This is a genomic window from Wolbachia endosymbiont of Drosophila pseudotakahashii (assembly GCF_026015925.1).
In the GTDB taxonomy this organism is placed as follows: domain Bacteria; phylum Pseudomonadota; class Alphaproteobacteria; order Rickettsiales; family Anaplasmataceae; genus Wolbachia; species Wolbachia pipientis.
The window spans coordinates 1,033,055-1,052,588 of the sequence record NZ_CP110359.1 but is presented as its reverse complement, the minus strand read 5'-3'; the positions used below and the strand labels follow the sequence as shown (position 1 = coordinate 1,052,588).

15 protein-coding genes and 1 pseudogene are annotated in these 19,534 nt (G+C 34.3%); 5 read left to right on the top strand and 11 right to left on the bottom strand.

The features are described 5' to 3' along the window. The first annotated feature begins 11 nt into the window (after positions 1-11). Complete coding sequence (locus ONI09_RS05480) at positions 12-356, top strand: F0F1 ATP synthase subunit epsilon (protein WP_065095371.1); 345 nt, start codon at positions 12-14, stop codon at positions 354-356. A gap of 568 nt (positions 357-924) precedes the next feature. Here ONI09_RS05480 and ONI09_RS07125 read toward each other — a convergent pair. Together ONI09_RS07125 and ONI09_RS05460 are read right to left on the bottom strand one after the other, a co-directional pair. Further along, positions 925-1,906, bottom strand: a pseudogene (locus ONI09_RS07125) (IS3 family transposase). A gap of 105 nt (positions 1,907-2,011) precedes the next feature. Beyond that, a complete protein-coding gene (locus tag ONI09_RS05460) occupies positions 2,012-2,722 on the bottom strand; it encodes a class II aldolase/adducin family protein (protein ID WP_265013912.1) in 711 nt (236 codons plus the stop codon). Between the two features lie 280 nt (positions 2,723-3,002). Here ONI09_RS05460 and ONI09_RS05455 point away from each other — a divergent pair, with 280 nt between their 5' ends. After that, positions 3,003-3,626, top strand: coding sequence for an AAA family ATPase (locus tag ONI09_RS05455; protein WP_265013911.1), 624 nt, complete (start codon positions 3,003-3,005; stop codon positions 3,624-3,626). Here the strand turns inward: ONI09_RS05455 and tsaB are convergent. The 3 genes from tsaB to ONI09_RS05440 all read right to left on the bottom strand — a co-directional run bounded on the left by tsaB (position 3,621) and on the right by ONI09_RS05440 (position 6,463). Then, entirely contained in the window at positions 3,621-4,205 is a 585-nt protein-coding gene (gene tsaB / locus ONI09_RS05450) for a tRNA (adenosine(37)-N6)-threonylcarbamoyltransferase complex dimerization subunit type 1 TsaB (RefSeq protein ID WP_265013910.1), read from the bottom strand. The two genes, ONI09_RS05455 and tsaB, sit on opposite strands and share 6 nt — an antisense overlap. Then, the gene (locus ONI09_RS05445; RefSeq protein ID WP_266407409.1) at positions 4,205-5,335 is read right to left on the bottom strand and encodes a cation:dicarboxylate symporter family transporter; all 1,131 of its coding nucleotides are present in this window, start codon (positions 5,333-5,335) and stop codon (positions 4,205-4,207) included. Before ONI09_RS05445 ends, tsaB begins: the two co-directional genes overlap by 1 nt. Before the next feature lie 138 nt (positions 5,336-5,473). Then, positions 5,474-6,463 (bottom strand): ribonucleotide-diphosphate reductase subunit beta, encoded by a 990-nt coding sequence (locus ONI09_RS05440; RefSeq protein ID WP_182320796.1) that lies wholly within the window; start codon positions 6,461-6,463, stop codon positions 5,474-5,476. A 131-nt stretch (positions 6,464-6,594) separates the two neighbouring features. Here ONI09_RS05440 and ONI09_RS05435 point away from each other — a divergent pair, with 131 nt between their 5' ends. Continuing rightward, complete coding sequence (locus ONI09_RS05435; RefSeq protein ID WP_006279908.1) at positions 6,595-6,933, top strand: outer membrane protein assembly factor BamE; 339 nt, start codon at positions 6,595-6,597, stop codon at positions 6,931-6,933. 184 nt (positions 6,934-7,117) lie between these two features. Here ONI09_RS05435 and ONI09_RS05430 read toward each other — a convergent pair whose 3' ends face one another. Beyond that, a complete protein-coding gene (locus tag ONI09_RS05430; protein WP_006279909.1) occupies positions 7,118-7,738 on the bottom strand; it encodes a hypothetical protein in 621 nt (206 codons plus the stop codon). A gap of 171 nt (positions 7,739-7,909) precedes the next feature. Here ONI09_RS05430 and ONI09_RS05425 point away from each other — a divergent pair, with 171 nt between their 5' ends. Next, positions 7,910-8,941 carry a PDDEXK nuclease domain-containing protein gene (locus ONI09_RS05425; RefSeq protein WP_077188564.1) on the top strand — a complete coding sequence of 344 codons (1,032 nt, stop codon included), beginning with the start codon at positions 7,910-7,912 and terminating at the stop codon, positions 8,939-8,941. A 195-nt stretch (positions 8,942-9,136) separates the two neighbouring features. Beyond that, on the top strand, positions 9,137-9,859 hold the full coding sequence (gene recO, locus ONI09_RS05420) for a DNA repair protein RecO (RefSeq protein WP_264707033.1): 723 nt from the start codon (positions 9,137-9,139) through the stop codon (positions 9,857-9,859). Positions 9,860-10,003: 144 nt separating this feature from the next. Here the strand turns inward: recO and ONI09_RS05415 are convergent, their stop codons facing one another. From ONI09_RS05415 to ONI09_RS05395, 5 genes are all read right to left on the bottom strand, one after another. After that, on the bottom strand, positions 10,004-11,386 hold the full coding sequence (locus ONI09_RS05415; protein WP_265013908.1) for a PleD family two-component system response regulator: 1,383 nt from the start codon (positions 11,384-11,386) through the stop codon (positions 10,004-10,006). Continuing rightward, positions 11,358-11,654 carry a Sec-independent protein translocase subunit TatB gene (tatB, locus tag ONI09_RS05410; protein ID WP_265013907.1) on the bottom strand — a complete coding sequence of 99 codons (297 nt, stop codon included), beginning with the start codon at positions 11,652-11,654 and terminating at the stop codon, positions 11,358-11,360. The genes ONI09_RS05415 and tatB overlap by 29 nt, the downstream gene beginning before the upstream one ends. Before the next feature lie 4 nt (positions 11,655-11,658). After that, complete coding sequence (locus tag ONI09_RS05405) at positions 11,659-16,410, bottom strand: NAD-glutamate dehydrogenase (protein WP_265014437.1); 4,752 nt, start codon at positions 16,408-16,410, stop codon at positions 11,659-11,661. Positions 16,411-16,437: 27 nt separating this feature from the next. Next, positions 16,438-18,999: an ATP-dependent chaperone ClpB gene (gene clpB, locus ONI09_RS05400; RefSeq protein ID WP_265013906.1), complete on the bottom strand. Its 2,562-nt coding sequence runs from the start codon at positions 18,997-18,999 to the stop codon at positions 16,438-16,440. Between the two features lie 388 nt (positions 19,000-19,387). Further along, entirely contained in the window at positions 19,388-19,531 is a 144-nt protein-coding gene (locus tag ONI09_RS05395) for a hypothetical protein (RefSeq protein WP_173862872.1), read from the bottom strand. Between the last annotated feature and the right edge of the window lie 3 nt (positions 19,532-19,534).

The following is a 19,534-nucleotide window of genomic DNA, read 5'->3' as shown; positions in this document are numbered from 1 at the left end:
AGTTAAGGATTATGAATACTTTTAAAGTGCAATTTTTCTCTCCTGATGATCAAATTTCATTCAGTGGAGTGGTTTCTCTTTCAGTAACTGGGCTCGAAGGGGAGCTTATGATTTTAGCTCACCATGCTCCTTACTTAATTTATTTATTGCCTGGTATGATTACTGTTAAAATGAGTAACCAAACAGAAAAGAAGGTTGTAATTGATAGTGGCGTATTAGAAGTTGCAAGTAATAATTGTAGCATTATAACAAGTCAAATTCAGGTTTTTGATCGTGCAATTCATGATGAGAAATCGTTTAAAAATAAGAGAATTAGTATATACTTAAGTTATCTTGATGAGAAGTTTCTTTCTTAGTTATTTTAGGCAAAAAGTCAATTATCATTCAAGTGGCTATAAGATTTTTGCTCAGGGGGCTCTTTTTTGTCATCCCAGAAACCCCGGGGTGTCATCCCAGTGTCGGAGTACTTTAGGTGTATGATCCCAGAGTGTGATGGTATGGGACCATACACCTAATCAAATAAAAATTAAAGAAGGAGAGTTGGTTGTAACGGTTGGAGATAACGACTTTGTTTTACCTGGAATTTACGTTGGATAAACTACAAAAAATAACAGGTAAAAATCAACGTAAATTTAAGATAAATCTATTTTATTAGTATTATCAAATCAAAATCTGTTTTTAATTAATCAATAATACTTTTTTACATATTTTCATCCCCTTTCATGGATTTTTTAATTTTATAGATGATATCTAATATTATTAGAAGCATTGTAAAATATCTTATGAGAAAAATTATAAAATATATTAGCATTATTGGTATTGCATGTTTGACCTTACCCAGAAAAAGTAGAGGGAAAGTTAAGACGTTTTTATCATGAGAATAAATTGTGCAGGAATGCAATAGTTAATAGTAGAATGTCTACGTTATTTGTTATAAAAGATTTCTATGTATTCAAATATGGCAGTTCTGGTTTGTTGAGCGAGAAGTATCAATAAGCAGCTCCCTTTTAAGTGAACTTTTCTGCAACAGAGTTATCGTAACAACAGCCCTTATGGCTCATGCTGGAAATGATGTTTTTTGTATTCAATAGAAATTGGTAATTTTGAGAGGTATGCTGTGACCCTTGATCGCTATGTAACAGCAGATTTTTATCGGGTTTGCGTTTATCAACGGCCATCAATAAAGAATCTATAACTAATTATCATGTTACTCATTAACCACCATGCGTGAATATAGGTCAATTATTGCCGCCAACAACCTTCTTTAGTTTTTATGTAGGTAATCCCAAACTTTATTTGGCTGATCAGTAGTAAAATTTTGATCCAATGTGTTCGGAGCCACAACTCGGTTGCTTATTTGCTGTTTTTTATTTTTGAACCTTCGTCTAAGCTTGGTTTTAATGCCATTTTCTTGCATAACACTTTGTACTGTTTTAATTTTTGCCTAAAGCTTTTAATTCAGCGTGAATTTTAGGAGCTCCATATCTGCATTTAGAATGCTTGATGTATTTTTTGAGTATCTGCTAGAAGCACTTCTTTTGCTAATTCTTTACTGCTTTTTTCCTTAGCAACCAATACCACCAGTACAAAACCCTACATAGTTCCTGTGTTTTATAGCAATTTCTATATAAAAGAATACTTTACTCTTTTTCTTTGCCCAGGGCTTTTTTTAAAATGTCTCTTTCTCTTGTTAGTTCTTTTTTTAGATCAAATCTTTCTTTGTCATAAGGAGCCTTTGCCTGGAAATGCGTATGCTCCAGACATTTTTCCATCATATTTTCTTACTTAACATACTGCCATCTATACCTAGATCTTTTGCTATTTTTGTACTTGCTTGACCTGTTTCTTTAACCAGCTTAACAGCTTCTAATTTGAATTCTGCTGTATATTCTCTTCTATTTGTCATATTTTGAAAAAACGTTTTATTTTACTCCAAAAACGTCTTAACTTTCTCTCTACTTTTTCTGGGTAAGGTCACTACTTGGATGACAGATAGTAGTGCGAAAGTCTCTTACAACTTACTTTTAATTAGTCTAACCCATGCGTGCCAATCCCTCTCACCAAGATTGCTTTCAAAAGATAGGAGATCCTTTACAGCTTTTGAGCAAATTTCTTCACTTGGAATTGATAACTCCTTATTCATTGCTAACGTTAAACATTGAGTTTTGCACGCTTGTTCTAAATGATACGTGTAAAACATTGCTTCTTGTATAGTCCGACCACACGTTATAGATCCATGATTACGCATTAACATGACAAAATTTTCTTTCAGATCAGCTATTAACCTCTTTCCTTCTGTATCGCTAAGTGCTAGGGAATTATAATTATGGTAAGAGATTTTATTGTAAAAGTGCAGTGCCCATTGACTTATAGGAAGCAGCCCATCTTTGAGAGAAGAAACCGCTACAATAGAAGGTGTATGCAAGTGAAAAATTGCTTGAATATCTTTCCTTGCTTGATAAACAAAACCATGAATTATATAGCCAGTTCTATTATATTGATATTCTTTGCCTTCAATTACATCTCCATCAAATGATACTTTCATTAACGAACGTTCATCTACTTCATCAAAATGCATACCAAACGGATAAATATAAAACGACTTTTGATCTTCAGAACGCACTGAAAGGTGAGTATATGTATGATCATCGAACTTAAGGTAGGACAAAATCTGATAGGCATAGACTAGATCCCTTTTTACTCTGCTCTTTGTTAACAACACAATCCTCTGTTAGAATCTTCTGAAGGTTTATACGCGAAAAGAGACTTGTAGTAAACTAATAAGTCTATGCCACTCTGTCTTGCTTTCTGAATACCAAACACTTTTGTGTTGTAGCTTGCTTAAAAATAGTTGTCGTTATTATAGAGTTTATATACAGAATTTATGTTTTTAAATTACATAATATCTTAACTACAAAAATAATTTTCTATATAATATTTCATATGCTTTAAAGCTTCATTTTTATGTTATTATAAATGTAAGTTTCAAGATTGAAAATAATATGGTAAATATTAACACAAAAAAACAGCCAGCAGGATTTTTCATATATCTCTCTGGTCTTTCGGGAAGTGGTAAACTTTCCACAGCAATAGAATTATCTAATATGATAAACGCATTAATTGTAAATAGTAAGTTCTATAACAATGTTCAAGCTTGTTCTATATACGATGGTGTCTTTGAACGTGATCAAATACCTAAAGAAGTTCAAGATAGAATATATGGCATTATGCAAATTATGCTTCAGGTAATAGAAAATTATCCGATTCACTCAAAAAATTACATATTTATTGATGAGTTGATGGAAAATAATGACCAGAACATGAGGGTGTATGATTCAATAGTAAGGCTTAGTAAAAAAATGAACACAGAAATCCTTCCTGTGGTACTTAGGTGTGATCTACCGACATTACAAAAGCGTATTGCATTAAAAAGGCAAAGAAAAAATAGGAAGGTGATTAATCTAAATAGCATGATAGAGCAATGTAGGATTAACAATTTATTTACACCACCGAGTGCTATAGAGATAGAAAATTCAAATATGAGTATAAAAGAAGTAGCTCAAGAGATAGTAAACCAGATGCACAAGCTTAGCCAAATTGCGTGTATGCAAAAAAATAGTCTATAGCAATTTCATATACTGAGGCTCATTTAAATATAGAGCTTCAACTTCATTTAATTTTTGCTTGTTCTTTAGTCTATAATGAACTAATAGCCCTGCATGGCTAGCATTTAAATTGCAATCCATATGTGTACTGCTTGTAGCGTGACCAGGGTCACATGCTGCAGTTGGACCAGACAGCGGCAATAAATTGAAATCAAATAACTGTGTATAAAACCCTTGAGCATTTTTGATTATAGCTCTGATATTTTTTTTGCTATTTGCACAAAGCAAAGATATTGCGTAGGCTTGAACTTCCAGCGCACTAACCCCGTATAACGGCTTATTTGTAGCAAGATTTATACCTTGTGCAGCTGATATACCAACTCTAATTCCAGTGAAACTTCCTGGTCCAACTACTACCGCCAAATGATCTATTTTATCGTAGTTATAATTGTACTTATTAAATAAAGTATTTAAAGTTTTAAAAAATGATTCTGCATGACTATTGCTGGCGGAATTGCGCTCTACAAAACAATTACCATCATAATCAACTATTGCTATTGAACTACCAATACCTACAGTATCAATCGCTAAAATAGACATTACTTAAGCTTATCATAGAGTTTTGCAAACATCATAGTAAAGGCACCATTACCCATAACATTTGCTGAAGTGATTATTGGATCAAACACTATATACAATGCTGTAATTAACGAAAGCATTTCTGGAGAGAATTTGAGATGTTTCTCAAGAATAGGTAGCATTACCATAATTCCTCCTGCCGGCACTGCCACGATAGCAAACTTAAATAACAAAAAATAGAGAAGAAAAGTTACATAATCTATTGTGAATAATGAATAACCGGAGGCAATTATCATTGATAATATTATAATAAAAAAGCAATCACCTACTAAATGAAAGCTAGCAGTTATTGGTACAACAGACGATGCTATGTCAGGTTGCTTTACATTTTTTTTGCTTCCTTCAAGAGTAAGTGGCATAGTTGCATTACTAGACATTGTGCTCATTGCAGTAATAAATGCCGGTATCATATTGCCTATACTAGCTATCCAGCTTGTGATCTTGAATGAATTTGCTGCTCCATATAAGAGGAAAACATAAAGGTAGGTTGCAGATGCTATAATAATGAAAATTGTTGAGTAATCCTTAAATATTATAGATAAAACTTGATCATGCTGCATTTTTAAAGCAAGCCCAAGTACAAATATTGGAATAATCGGCGTCAAAAACGTCTTCAAAATAAAGAGAGTTAAATCTAACATTTTGTTCGAAAGCTCTTTGCTTTTCTTGGGTAGCAGTGTGGACACTACTATGCTGGACACAAATCCACAGGCAAGGGCATAAAAATTAGAAAGCAATGCAGGCAGCCTAAACGACCATAAGGGAACAATTGTTTCTTCATACATTATATCTTGTATTGAATGAGTGTTTTGTATGATAAAATGCCCAACAGAATAAGCTATTAAACTTGAAGCCAGATTTGACAAGAAGGTCATTATAATAAGTAACAATATGAACTTTATAGCTGACTGCTTAAGATTGTTAACACTGCTAAAGATTAACGCAAAAATAATAAAAGGCATTATAAATAGCAAAACCTCTTTTATACTCAGGCTCGTTGAGTACAAGAAGGTTTTTGCTTCCATTGGAACTAAATGACCAAAGAATGCAACTGAAGTGATGACCGTGAGTAAGATTAATAGTTGTAGCACGTTCTTATATACCAATGTCCTATGGACATATATATGGTAAGTTAGTTGTTAAGTAAAGCAAAACTGTCTAAACTGCATAGCAAATGGTGTAATGAAAGTAGCTGACACTGGAATGACAAAGAAGAGTGAAATTAGCACTCACTTATTATTCGTGTCGTTTTCAGTAAAAGCCTCCTCCCATGTGCCTTGAGTTGCTGCACGGCTATACTCTGTTACTCTATTTTCAAAGAAATTCGTATGTTCCACACCATTTAGTATTTCATCAAGCCACGGAATAGGATTATCATTAACATCATATATGGACTCAAGACCTAATTGCATTAACCGTCTGTTTGCTACGTAGCGTATGTAATTGCGCACTTCTTCTGCAGATAGTCCTTCAACGTCTCCGAAATTAAAAGCAAGCTTTATAAACTCATCCTCAAGCTCAACAATAGTGCGGCATGCAGAATATAATTCCTCTTTAAACTCATCGTTCCAAATTTCATTATTCTCTTTAATAAATGTATTAAATAACATAATAATTGAATTGGTGTGCAAAGTTTCATCACGGGCTGACCAGGCAATTATTTGTCCCATGCCTTTCATTTTTCCAAAGCGTTGAAAATTGAGCAAAATTGCAAATGATGCGAATAACTGCAACCCCTCGGTAAATGCACCAAACACCGCTAGAGTTTTAGCTACATGTTTTTTATCGTGTTTTTTGCTTTCCTCGAATTCTAACATGTATTCATACTTCTTTCTCATAGCATCATACTTTAAGAATGCTTGATACTCGCTTTCTGGCATGCCAATTGTGTCTAAAAGATAAGAATAAGCTGCAATGTGTATAGTTTCCATATTGGAAAAGCTTGCAAGCATCATGCATATTTCTGTTGGCTTAAATATATTTGAATAATGCCTCATGTAGCAGTTATTTACTTCAATGTCTGCCTGAGTAAAGAATCTAAAAATCTGAGTTAGTAGATTTTTCTCTACGTTTGAAAGTTTAGTTTTCCAATCCTTTACGTCATCAGCAAGCGGAACTTCCTCAGGTATCCAATGGATTCTTTGTTGCTGCAGCCACGCATCATACGCCCAAGGGTAATTAAAAGGTTTGTATATTGGATCTGCTTTTAACAATGACATAAGACACCTATTATTTTCTAAAGTAAATATTATATTAAGTGATATTGAGAATCAGTCAATTTAACTTTTTTGAAATTTGACGGCAGATAATTTATTAGTGTATTATAGCTTCAAGTAATTTATCAACAGAAATGCGAGTATTAATATCTTTTATTTTATTATTTACAGTGAGCTGCACTCACACTATTCACAATCACGGAGCTCCTGGCATTAGTGTTGAATTGTGGAGCAAGATAAAAGTAGGTGACGATAAAGAAAAAGTGGTTCACACTTTAGGATCACCAACATTAGTATCAAAGTTCGATGACAATGTTTGGTACTATGTCTCATATAAAATTAAACAAGCCAATTTTTTAGGAAAAAGGAAGTATAGTAGTAAGTCTCTGCAAATTTCATTCGACCAGGACGGTAAAGTTGAAGATACAAAAGAAACTGACATCTTAGAGAGATCTTTGGCTGTTTCTGATTGAAAGTTTGCTAACTATAGAGTTTTTCTCACTCTTCTTTGCATCCAAGAACCGTATAACGTCATCCCAGTGTCAAGCACTGGGATGACACCATTTGTTGTAAACTCACTTTTACTCTATGGTTATACTGCCTTGCTGCTATCCTGAACGGATACAGTGGGCTTATTAAATTATAGAATTACTTTAGCTATAGAATAAAGTCTAGTGTTACTTCACGCCAAATGTGGTGGTGCTGAGTAGGCAAGCCGGTTAATGGGCTACATTTATATACTGCACGCATTGCGTTATCTGCTATCGACCTGAAAAGTGGATTATTTCGATAGGAATCACTGTCTGCTACATCCGCCATAATTATCTCGCCTTGACTGGATAACAATAAGTTAATTTTTATATTAAAATTTTCTTTGTAAGCTATGCTTTCAGGAATGCTCCAGCATTTTGTGAGCTTGTCTCTTATAGAGTTAATAATTTCTGTTACAACTAATTCATCCTTTTTGCTCTCAACGCTTTTTTCGTTTCCTATTTCATTTTTTGCCCCTCTAACATCCCTTCTTAGTTTTTTCTCTACACTTTTTTTTCTTTTTGGAATTGGAATGAATTCTTTACCCTCGTTAATAATGACTTCTTCTTGCATTTCGATAATTTGCCTCGGTTGTGCTACAACAGTGTGCTCAACCAATTCTTTTTTCCTTTGTGGTATAGGAACAACTGACGTATCATTCGTTTGGGCTTTTGTTGAAGGTAACGAAAAAAGCAGAAAACAACATAAAGACAAAAAAAGAATATAATTAGAATAGAAAAAACGCATATGTTAAGCAGCTTGTTTTACTGGTTTAAAGCTAATATTGCACATAAAGTCAATATATTTTAGTTGATGGACAACTTTGAAGTCAATAAGGAATCCCTTCAAAGTTGCAGGCAAGCGAAAGATTGTCTTCTCGACAGACAAAGAATTGTATAATGGATTAAAAGGGACCGTATGACAAAAATTATAGGAAAAGAATATACAGAACTTTTAGAGCAGTTGAAAGATCGTATTGCAACAAACCGTTATAAGGCAGCACTTGCAGTAAATAGTAAGCTTATTTTGCTTTACCACCATATTGGTACAGAGATCCTAAAACGCCAAAAAGAACATACCTGGGGAGCTAAGGTAATTGATCAATTAAGTAAGGATTTGAGAAGTACATTTCCAGAAATGAAAGGCTTTAGCACGAGAAATCTGAAGTATATGCGTAAGTTTGCCGAAGAATATCCTGATGTTGAATTTGTGCAGGAGCCTCTTGCACAATTAACTTGGTATCACAATATCACTCTTTTGGAAAAAATAGAAAGTCATGAAATAAGATTATTTTATGTAAAAAAAGCTATTGAACATGGCTGGTCACGTAACATTATGGTGATGCAGATAGAACTTGGACTACATAAACGTCAAGGAAAAGCAATAACTAATTTTAAAGAAAAATTACCATCTCCACAATCCGATCTAGCACATTACACATTAAAAGATCCGTATATTTTTGATTTTTTAAGTATAGGTAAGGATGCTCATGAAAGAGAAGTAGAAAAAGGACTCGTAGGGCATATGGAAAAATTTCTGTTAGAACTCGGTGAAGGATTTGCATTTGTTGGTAGACAATTTCATTTAGATGTTGGTAATAAAGACTTTTATATTGATTTATTATTCTATCATTTAAAGTTACGTTGCTTCGTAGTGATTGAACTAAAAGATAAGGATTTTAAGCCGGAATATGCTGGTAAAATGAATTTTTATCTTTCTGCAGTTGATGATTTACTAAAGCACTCGACAGATCAACCTTCTATAGGGTTAATCTTATGTAAATCTAAAGACGATGTACTTGCTAAATATACACTCAAAGACATAAATAAACCAATAGGATTAGCGGAATATCGAATAACTGAAAATCTACCAGAGAACATAAAAACAGCTTTACCGACGATAGAAGAATTAGAAGCTGAATTATCCAAAATTTCAGATAAGGAAAAGTAATGGTTACTAAAATCATTCAAACAATTATTTAGCAAACCAAAAGCTCAGCATGGAGGCTCAGGAAGAAGAGTGGCAGCCAATAACTTACTCTCTCATAGCCTTGAAACTTTGGAATAGTAACGGAGTAAGTGATTTTTATGGATTACAAGCTCTAGGTGTACTATCCTATAATATCATACGGTCAATACACTCTAAATGAGATGGAAAGATGAAGGCATCATTATAGCTGCTAAAAAATACGGCGATAAAAACTTAATTCTTTCTCTGTTTACAAAAAGTCATGGAAAGCGCAGGGGATTAACTAAGCTAACAAACAATAGCAATTATAAGTTTCAGATAAGTAATCTATTACATGCAGAATGGAGTGCTAAGTTACCTGAAAATCTAGGTTTTTTTAAGTGCGAATTAATCGAATCTCCATTCCATCATTTCTTTCAAGATAGGTTAAAAAGCATTACTATTGTTTCTTTCTCCTCTATTTTAGAAAAAGTGCTTCCAGAAAGTGAACCCTGTGCCATACTGTATGACAATTTTCGATATTTCATCGATGTAATTAAACACAACAATCAGTCTTGGCAAAGCCATTATCTTAACTTAGAGCTTCTGCTTCTTACGCAATTGGGATTCAAGTTAGACTTATCCAAATGCGCTGTAACAGGTGTTAAGGAAAATCTGCAATTTATTTCTCCAAAAACTGGTAGAGCAGTGTCAAAAAAAGTAGGAGATTATTATGCAGATAAACTCCTACCTTTTCCACAAATGTTGCATGATGTATACAATAATACCCTACAAAACAGCTACTCATTCCAAGAATTTCAGTTAGGACTGAAAGTCACAGGATATTTTTTAAATAAGTATCTATTTTTGCAGTTAAACGTGAAATTTCCAGAGCTGAGAAACCTCATGTTGTCGCTTTAATCTTAGTTATCATTTTTTTGAAATCATTTCAGAAATCTATAGCTAACCCGAGCAACACGTCATACCGCGATTCATTCGCGGTATCTCAGCATAGACTCCGCTCACGAGTAGTGGAATGACGGTTGTCGGTAAACTTAAGCCACTTTAGCTATAGCCAGTAACCACTCTATTTCTACCACTGTTTTTTGCTTTATATAAATATCTGTCAGCACGTACTATAAATTTTTTAATATCATCAAAGTCAGATCCTTGCATTTCTGCAATTCCAATGCTCACAGTTACATTATGGGTTGTATTTTTATCCGCAAGTACAAAAGGTTCTTTAGCAATAATTTTTCGTATTCTCTCCGCAATAGTATACGCATCTGATACATTGGTATCTGGCATTACAACAACAAACTCCTCACCACCAAACCTAGCTAGTAAATCTGTCACTCTGATATTTTCAGAAATTCTTTTCTGTATTTGCTTTAAAAGTTCATCTCCAGCACTATGCCCAAAACTGTCATTCACTATCTTAAAATAGTCTATATCAAGTATCATAAGAGACAACCTTCTATCCTTTTCCACAGAGTCCTTAACAATGTTTCTTAAGTGTGCATCAAAATATCTTCTATTATAACAGTTAGTTAATGGGTCCTTTATAGACATTTCCGCATTATTAAATAAATTCATTCTCAAGGCATCTTGATATCTTTTGCGTTTTACTTGCGAATTAACCCTTGCTATTAGCTCACCCTCATCCAAAGGTACTGTTAAATAATCATTAGCACCTACATCAAGTGCTTTTACTAAATTGTTTTTATCATAATCCTCAGAAAGAATCAGAATTGGTGTATAACGTGTTTCCACCTTACTACGAAACTCAGAACACAAACGCAAGCCGTCAGTTTTTGAAAATTGCATATCAGAAATGATCAGGTCGTAACCATTCTCAATACCAACCTTCAATGCTTCCATTGGATCACTCAGTATTTTAATTGACCTAAAGCGTTGCTTTAATATATTATATATCTGCTCTGCTTGATTAACATCCTCATCTATAACAAGTATGTTAGCATCAAAAATCTGATTGGAATAATCCATAATACTGTTTCCTGCGACTCCACCAATCTCAGCGTTAGTTTCTCCTCTCAAACGCAATTCATCAATAATCATCTTTAAGCGTGTGAGAGACTTAATTCGTGCAGATAAAGCAGTTTCGTTTATTGGTTTAGTCAGAAAATCATCCGCGCCAGCATTAATACCTTGCACTCTATCATGAGTATCATGCAGCGCAGTTACCATAATTATTGGAATATGGGTTGTCAAGGGATCACTCTTTAGCTCCTTACAAACTTGAAAGCCATTCATCTTTGGCATCATGATATCAAGTAATATAATATCGGGCTGCTGCTTTGCTACTAAATCTATAGCTTCTTCACCATCATGAGCTACGATAACCGTATAGTACTCTACTTTTAGTCGAGCTTCTAAAAGCTTGACATTAGATAGTACATCATCTACTACCAGAATCTTTGCTGTCATTATCTTTAGATGTATTATCTATATCATAAGTAGGATAAAGCTTACCATTTTTACCAATTATGTAATTTACTTTCTCAGCATTACATTCTTTATATAAGTCTCCAACTCCTGCGTCTTTCAATAACCTCCTAGCTTTTGATTTTATAATCATAAGATACTTATACACATTCCTAATAAGATCAATAAATACAGGCACCTTATTTTTATCAAGAACAATTATGCTCACTAAAGCTACAACTAAAATTTCTGAAAGACCTATATTGAACATTTTCCTATGAAGCAAGTACTTTAATCCTTCTGATTATAAATATTAATTTGCTTAAATCAAGTTTAGAAGCAACCATCTCATCTAAAAAACTATTATAACGTTCTATGTAGTCCTTATCATTACAAGCCCAGGTTTGAACCTTATCTTCAGGGTTATCAGTAGCTTTTATGACTTTAACAGCTAGCTTGTGATGGTAATTGCTTAAATCGTCCAATAAATCATTAACTAAGCTGCGATCCCAATAAGAAGAGCGGCTTTTCATCTTGATGGCAATTGTTCTAATCAGATCGAATCTTAACAGCGACTTTAACTCAAAGTATATTTTACCAGCATCAAGAATGGACAAAGATGTCTGTTCAGCAACAGATATAATGTCCAGTGCATAAGCAAGAACGCATAGATCAGCAACTTTTTTTGCTAGATCTTTATTTATATTAAGTTCTACTAAAGAAGTTGATCCATGGCTATAGATCTTTAATAGGTGTTCATCTAAAACATCAGTTAAGTTCTGGCCTAAAGTTTCAATTGCATCTTTAAATTTTGTAACATCATCCAATTCTACAAAGCTAAGCTTGCCAAGATTTTTCACTAGCCAAAATGATACTCTGCCAATAAATTTCTGCACGTTCCTCACTATTTGTAAGTATGAGTTAACATCAATTTTTCCATCCAATTCATCAATTTTCTGCCACAGGCTGTTTAAATCATACAGGTGGTTAACAACAATATATATGTTAACCGCTTCTTGTATCTTAATTCCAGTGTTCTCAGCCAAATTATTGATGAATATACAGCCCATTCTATTCACTACATCATTTGCAATGCAAGTAGAGATAATTTCTCTACGAAGTTGGTGTTTTAATATGAAATCCTTAAACTTTGTTACCATCTTTTTAGGAAAATAACCTAGCAAGTAGTCATGAGATATAAGATCTTTTTCAGACAGATCGGAATGTATAATTTCATTTTTTATTGCTGTTCTAGCATAAGACATTAGAACAGAAAGCTGAGGAGAACTGAAACCTTCTGCACCAGTTAACATCCTTGCTATCTCTTCTTCAGTTGGAAGAAATTCTACGCTTCGGTTTAACAGCCCAGATTTTTCTAAACTGAGCAGTAACCTGTGGTGCTGCTCCAATCTCTCTTTAGCTTGCAAACACTCAAGAAGTAATGCTTTTGTTTCAATTTTGTTGTGGTTCTCAAGCACTTTGGATGCAACTTCATCCACCATACTTGCCAGTATTTCATTCCTTTTTTCTAAAGAAATACCCCCTGCTTTCATAGCTGAAACAAATGCAATCTTAATGTTAACTTCAAGGTCCGAACATATCACTCCGGCTGAATTATCAACAAAGTCTGCATTGATATATCCACCTTTTTCAGCATATTCTATTCTTCCAAACTGTGTACAACCAAGATTTCCACCCTCTATAAACATAGAAGCTCTAATATCTTTACCATTCACTCTTAACTCATCGTTTGCTTTGTCACCGACCATGCTATGATTTTCACTCTTTGCCTTAACAAACGTGCCAATTCCTCCATTCCATATGAAGTCCACTTTTGCTTTCAATAGATATCTAATCAAATCACTTGGAGGTAGCATATCTTCTGTTATATCAAAGCACTTTTTTATTTCTTGAGAAATGTTTACTTGCTTACTGCTACGCTCAAATACTCCTCCACCCTTAGAAATCAAACCTTTATTATAATCCATCCAAGTTGAAAATGGTAACTCAAAGAGACGTTTACGCTCTGTGAAACTCTTTTCTGCATCAGGGTTTGGGTCAACAAAAATATGCATATGGTTAAATGCGCCGATTAAATGTATATTTTTTGAAAGCAGCATACCGTTTCCAAATAGATCGCCAGCCATATCTCCAATTCCAATAACAGTTGTATCCTGGTAAATATCCTTATTCATTTTCCAAAAATGCCTCTGTGCTGCAATCCACGCACCTCTGGCTGTAATACCCATTTTTTTGTGATCATAACCTGCTGATCCACCAGATGCAAATGCATCGCCAAGCCAAAAATTGTATTCAGAGGCTATCTGGTTGGCATAATCAGAAAATGAAGCAGTGCCTTTATCTGCTGCAACTACCAAGTATGAATCGTCTTCATCATACCTAATCACATTCTCTGGTGGAATTATTTCACCATCAACCACGTTATCAGTAATATCAAGCATTCCTCTAATAAAACTCTTATAGCACTCAACACTTTTCTCTCTTAAAATATTCTTATCTTTATAAGCTTGCTTTATTACAAATCCACCCTTTGCACCAACAGGGACAATAACCGCATTTTTTGTCATCTGAGCTTTCATGAGCCCCAAAACTTCAGTGCGAAAATCTTCCGTCCTATCCGACCACCTTAAGCCACCACGGGCTAATTTCCCTCCTCTTAGATGTATTCCCTCAAAAAGGTTTGAATAAATATACAATTCGCGATACGGACGAGGATCAGGCAAACCATTTATTTTACTTGAGTCAAATTTTGTAGATAAATATGGTTTATCGTCTTGATAATAACTGGTCCTTAAAATAGCCATTATCAAGTTAAATATCGAGCGCAAAACGTAATCATGTGAAACATTGCTGATCTCTTTTAGAAGTTCCTCAATTTTTTCTCTGACAATGTCCGTAGTTTCTGCTCTATCAATGTCTATGTTAGGATCAAATCTTGCATGAAATAGTTGTATCAAATACTTTACTACTTTTGGATACTCTGAGACTACCTTTTGGATATATTCTGGGTTGTAGTTAAATGACGTCTGCTTTAGATAAGCACTTAGCGCTCTAATCAGAAGCACTTCCTTCCACTTGAGCCCAGCAATAATGATCAAACTATTGAAATAGTCATTTTTAATTTCCTTGCTAAACACTTTCGCAAGTGTTATTTCAAATTGCTCTTTTAGAGTAATGTTGTCTATTAATTCATCGACTCTTGACAACACAAAATGGTGTATCCATATTCCACCGTTAATTTCTATGTAATAGCCATTATGAGATAGAATTTTAGCTCCCAAATTCTTAGTGATCCTTAATATCTTCGATAATTCAAGGCCTCCATTGTTTGGAGTATAAACCTTTAATTGATAATTAAGATTATCACGAGTAAGTCTTAAATCGACCTCGCTAACTCCTTTCTTCCTCACTATCTCCAATTTTTTCATATCGTAATATGCGTCATGAGGTTCGAAACTCTCTTGATAGCTTATTGGAAATGCCTTGCAATAACGGATGAATATATCCTCAACAGTGCTAAAAGTATTGTATAAATTGTCTATAAAACGATCTTCCCACTTTTCTGTAATGTTTCTTAATTTGTTTTCGATACGCAAAACTTCATCATCAAGAACGCTAGCATTTTTGGTCTTTAGCACTACATGCAATTTCATCAAATCATATTCATTGATAATGTGATTGTTATAAATATCTGAACTTCCTGCACTTGTCTCATCCTTCAATATGTCACGTATCTTGAACATTAGCCTAGCGCTAGCATAACGCATCGGTATCAGCACTATGCAACTAATAAAATCCCCGACTCTTCTTAAAAATAATCTGACCTTTGGCCTAATCGCAAGAGACATGATCGAAATGCAAATTTTAAATAATTCGTCTTCATTTGATTGGAATAATTCATCACAAGAGAACACTTGCAAAATAGAAATCAAAGCTTTATTGTTGTGGCCCCCGGTTAAAAATCCTGCATTTTTTTCTATAACTTTAACTTTATCTTTTATTATTGGAATAGTTCGAATATCTTGGACCTCCGCTGCAGAAGTAAATAGCCCGAAAAAACGCCGTTCCTTTACTACATTACCCTGGTCATCAAATTCTTTTACTCCTATACAATTCATGTATGTACGCCGATGGACTATTGAGATTAGATCTGATCTCAATATGTATAGGGAATCAAGGTTTGCAGAAGGAATCAACGTACTTTGACCTACTCTCATCAGGCCAAGGTCCTTTTTGCCATCACAGACGAGTTTTTCATCTTTACCAGCAATATATTCTTGATAACCTAGAAATACAAAATTATTATTCTTTAACCAAACTAGAAAATCTTTTTGCTCTTGATTTCGGTCTGGTGTCATTCCAGTGCGTGACACTGGAATCCACGTGTCCTTTTCCTGGATCCCAGTATCAAGTACTGGGATGACAGAAAGACTTGCCTCATCAAGTTTCTTAAGCATTAAGTGCCAATCTTTCACAACACAATTAACTGCTTTCAGCGTTTTTTGTAGAGATTCTTTTAATGTATCAACAAAACTGTCACTTATACCTTTGATAATTACATATATAACTGACTCTTTTATTCCATTACTTTCTTCCAAAGGGTAAATCTCATCTATTAGGCCATCTTTTCTTTTAATGTTAATTATGCTGTTGCTGTAATAGCATATGGTTAAATCGTGCGACTTAATAGTTGTAATAACGGAGTCAACCAAAAATGGCATATCATCGTTTGTTATCTTAATCGTGGTAAAATCGCCTTCTATTCCTGATATATCATCTATATTACTTACTACTAACTTACTTTCATCTTTCTCTTTTTGAGAAGCAAAATTGTAAGCATCGTTTACAATATATAGCAAAAACTTATCATTGGCTTTTAGGTCGCTTTTATAAACAAAACTATAAAAATACTTAATAAATTTTTTAATTTTTTCTTTATCTTGCTGATTTTCTTGATCAGCTAACTTAAATAAAGACTCAGTGTCAACATTATGATCTATACACATTTTTTTTAACAAAAATACACAGTGAACTTAAACCTTTTTAACTAAGATTTCATTATCAAGAGCGTACACTATTAGTTCATCATTTTCTACTACTTCCCCCGATAAAACTAATTTAGCTAAATTATTTTGAATACACTCTTGTATCACCCTTTTTAGGGGCCTTGCTCCATATTCAGGGTCATAGCCAGTTTGTGCTATTAGTTCTTTAGCTTCCTGCGACAAACTTATACTCAGTTTACGCTTAGCAAGTGTTTTTTGTAAATAAGAAAATTGAACATCTATAATTTTATAGATGTCATTTCTGGTTAAACTGTGAAATATAATAATTTCATCCAGTCTGTTTAAAAATTCTGGACGAAATGTTGATTTAATTATCTGCATTACCTCATCTTTTACAGACTCAGCAATCCCCTTTAGCATTATCTCAGAACCAAGATTAGAAGTTAAAATCAGTATGGTATTGCGAAAATCAATCAATTTGCCATGACTATCAGTGAGTCTCCCCTCATCCAAGATTTGCAGCAATAGATTAAATATATCTGGATTTGCCTTTTCTATCTCATCAAATAAGATTACCTGATATGGTCTTCTCCTCACTGCTTCAGTTAATCTGCCACCTTGTTCATAGCCAACATAGCCTGGAGGCGCGCCAATTAACTTTGAAACAGAATGTTTTTCCATATATTCTGACATATCAAAACGCAAAAGCGCTGATTGATCGTCAAACAGAAATTCAGCAAGGGCTTTTGCCAATTCTGTTTTTCCAACTCCGGTTGGACCCAAGAATAAGAATGAACCAAAAGGTCGATTAGTATCTTGCACACCAGAGCGAGAGCGCCTAACTGCATTACTTATCGCTTCTATTGCATCTTTCTGCCCTATTACTCTTCTTCCTATTTCATTCTCCATGTTGAGAAGTTTTTCCTTTTCGCTGTGCATCATGTTATCAACTGGAATTCCTGTCCACTTTGAAACAATGTTTGCAATATCATCTCCAGTCACCTCTTTCTTTAAGAAACTATCAGTAACCTTTTCCTGATTTTTTAATTCATTCTCAAGCTGAGGAATCACACCATACATCAGCTCTCCTGCTCTTCCCAAATTCCCACTACGCTGAACTAATTCCAACTCTTTTCTAGCGTTATCTAATTTTTCGGCTGTTTCTTGTATTCTAGCTATTTTATTCTTTTCCATCTGCCATTTGCTGTTCAAGTCAGCAAATTTACTGTTTAGATTTTCGATCTCTTCATTTATCTTTTTTAAACGCTGTTTAGAATTTTCATCACTTTCTTTTTTTAAAGCCTCTGCTTCAATCTTTAGCTGTATAACCTTTCTCTCAAGTTCATCAATAACTTCAGGTTTGCTATCCATTTCAATTCTCACCCTGCTTGCTGCTTCATCAATCAAATCAATTGCTTTATCAGGTAAAAACCTATCTGTTATATATCTATTGGACAACGTTGCAGCAGCAATTATTGCACCATCTGTAATTCTTATACCATGATGCACCTCATATCTTTCCTTCAAACCCCTGAGTATTGAAATGGTATCAGTTTCAGTTGGTTGAGAGATAAACACAGGCTGAAAACGCCTTGCAAGTGCAGGATCTTTTTCTATATGCTGACGATATTCATCTAAAGTTGTGGCTCCTATACAGCGAATTTCTCCACGCGCAAGAGCAGGCTTCAGCAGATTCGAGGCATCCATTGCACCACTTGTTGCTCCTGCTCCAACTAAAGTGTGCAATTCATCGATGAATAATATAATTTTTCCCTCCGCTCTCGAAATCTCATTAATCACTGCTTTTAACCTTTCCTCAAACCCTCCTCTAAACTTAGTGCCAGCAATTAGTGCTCCAAGATCCAAAGCTAAGACCTTTGCATCATGCAAACCAAGTGGCACATCGTTTGCAACAATTCTATTTGCAAGCCCCTCAACTATTGCAGTTTTTCCAACACCAGGTTCACCGATCAGCACTGGATTATTTTTTGTCCGCCTCAGTGATACCTGCATAGTTCTTCTGATCTCTTCATCACGACCAATTACATGATCAAGCTTTCCTTGCATAGCAAGCTCTGTAACATCTTTTGTATATTTCTTTGCCGCGTTTAATTTTTCCTCACTGTTTGGCGAGTCCGCACTGCTGCCCTTTCTCATTTCTGCAATAACTGAGTTCAGTTTTTGTAGAGTCACACCATTCTCTGCCAGAATTTTGCCTACAGTATCATCTTTTTGTGCAGTGAGGCCCTGTAGTAAACGCTCAACAGCAACAAATGAATCTTTATTTCTTCTTGCAATACCAATTGAATCTTCAAAAACTTTTGCTATTTCTCTTGAAAGTTGAAGGCCACCACTTCCTGGACCTTCAATTACTGGCAACTTTTTTATTGCGCTATCCACAGCATCAGAAATACTTTGCACACTTCCACCACAAGCGTTTATCAAATCCTGAACTAAACCTGATTCATCTTCAAGCATCACTTTTAGTAAATGCTCAGGCATAAAAATCTGATGCCCAGCTCCCAACGCTTTCATTTGAGCACTTTGAATTAGACTTTTTGCTTTTTCGGTAAATTTATTTAAGTCCATAACACCAGTTAAATTCGTATTTGCTGATGTATATAACAACTGATTTCATAAATTTAAACCTAAAGTTGTTTATTGTTAGGTATGAAATTTAAAACTTTCTTAAAAAAGGAACTATCATAGTAACCATACAAATATCTTGTATCTCAAGACCTTTGGTTTTTGTTGCTGAAAATGGTTATATTATTTAAGTTATTAACAATATACAATACTAAGTTAATATAATTTATTTGGAGATGACAGGAAAATTTATTGTAACTTTATATTCTAAATAGAATAAAGTTCTTTTGTTAGTATTGTCCTTTTTGTAAAAAATATTCCTAATTTCTTCATCATTTCTGTGGGTAAGGTCATCTGCTTCTCTACCTCAAGTGGTTAACAAAGTTTCTTGTCACGAGGGACCAAATGGAAATCTGCTCGTTTTCACGCGAATTAATGTTACAAATTCTATACATTTCGTTACAAAATGGCATTCGCTTTCTCCATTATCCTTTACCTGCATTTTCATCAGCGTTCCTTGCGGTTTGCTTGCCATATA

Coding starts and splice junctions, on each gene's coding strand:
- recO (WP_264707033.1), top strand. CDS start 9,137: ATGAGATGGAAAGATGAAGGCATCATTATAGCTGCTAAAAAATACGGC.
- ONI09_RS05395 (WP_173862872.1), bottom strand. CDS start 19,531: ATGGCAAGCAAACCGCAAGGAACGCTGATGAAAATGCAGGTAAAGGAT.
- tsaB (WP_265013910.1), bottom strand. CDS start 4,205: ATGTCTATTTTAGCGATTGATACTGTAGGTATTGGTAGTTCAATAGCA.
- ONI09_RS05455 (WP_265013911.1), top strand. CDS start 3,003: ATGGTAAATATTAACACAAAAAAACAGCCAGCAGGATTTTTCATATAT.
- tatB (WP_265013907.1), bottom strand. CDS start 11,654: ATGTTCAATATAGGTCTTTCAGAAATTTTAGTTGTAGCTTTAGTGAGC.
- ONI09_RS05440 (WP_182320796.1), bottom strand. CDS start 6,463: ATGTCATTGTTAAAAGCAGATCCAATATACAAACCTTTTAATTACCCT.
- ONI09_RS05425 (WP_077188564.1), top strand. CDS start 7,910: ATGACAAAAATTATAGGAAAAGAATATACAGAACTTTTAGAGCAGTTG.
- ONI09_RS05430 (WP_006279909.1), bottom strand. CDS start 7,738: ATGCGTTTTTTCTATTCTAATTATATTCTTTTTTTGTCTTTATGTTGT.
- ONI09_RS05415 (WP_265013908.1), bottom strand. CDS start 11,386: ATGACAGCAAAGATTCTGGTAGTAGATGATGTACTATCTAATGTCAAG.
- clpB (WP_265013906.1), bottom strand. CDS start 18,999: ATGGACTTAAATAAATTTACCGAAAAAGCAAAAAGTCTAATTCAAAGT.
- ONI09_RS05480 (WP_065095371.1), top strand. CDS start 12: ATGAATACTTTTAAAGTGCAATTTTTCTCTCCTGATGATCAAATTTCA.
- ONI09_RS05405 (WP_265014437.1), bottom strand. CDS start 16,410: ATGTGTATAGATCATAATGTTGACACTGAGTCTTTATTTAAGTTAGCT.
- ONI09_RS05435 (WP_006279908.1), top strand. CDS start 6,595: ATGCGAGTATTAATATCTTTTATTTTATTATTTACAGTGAGCTGCACT.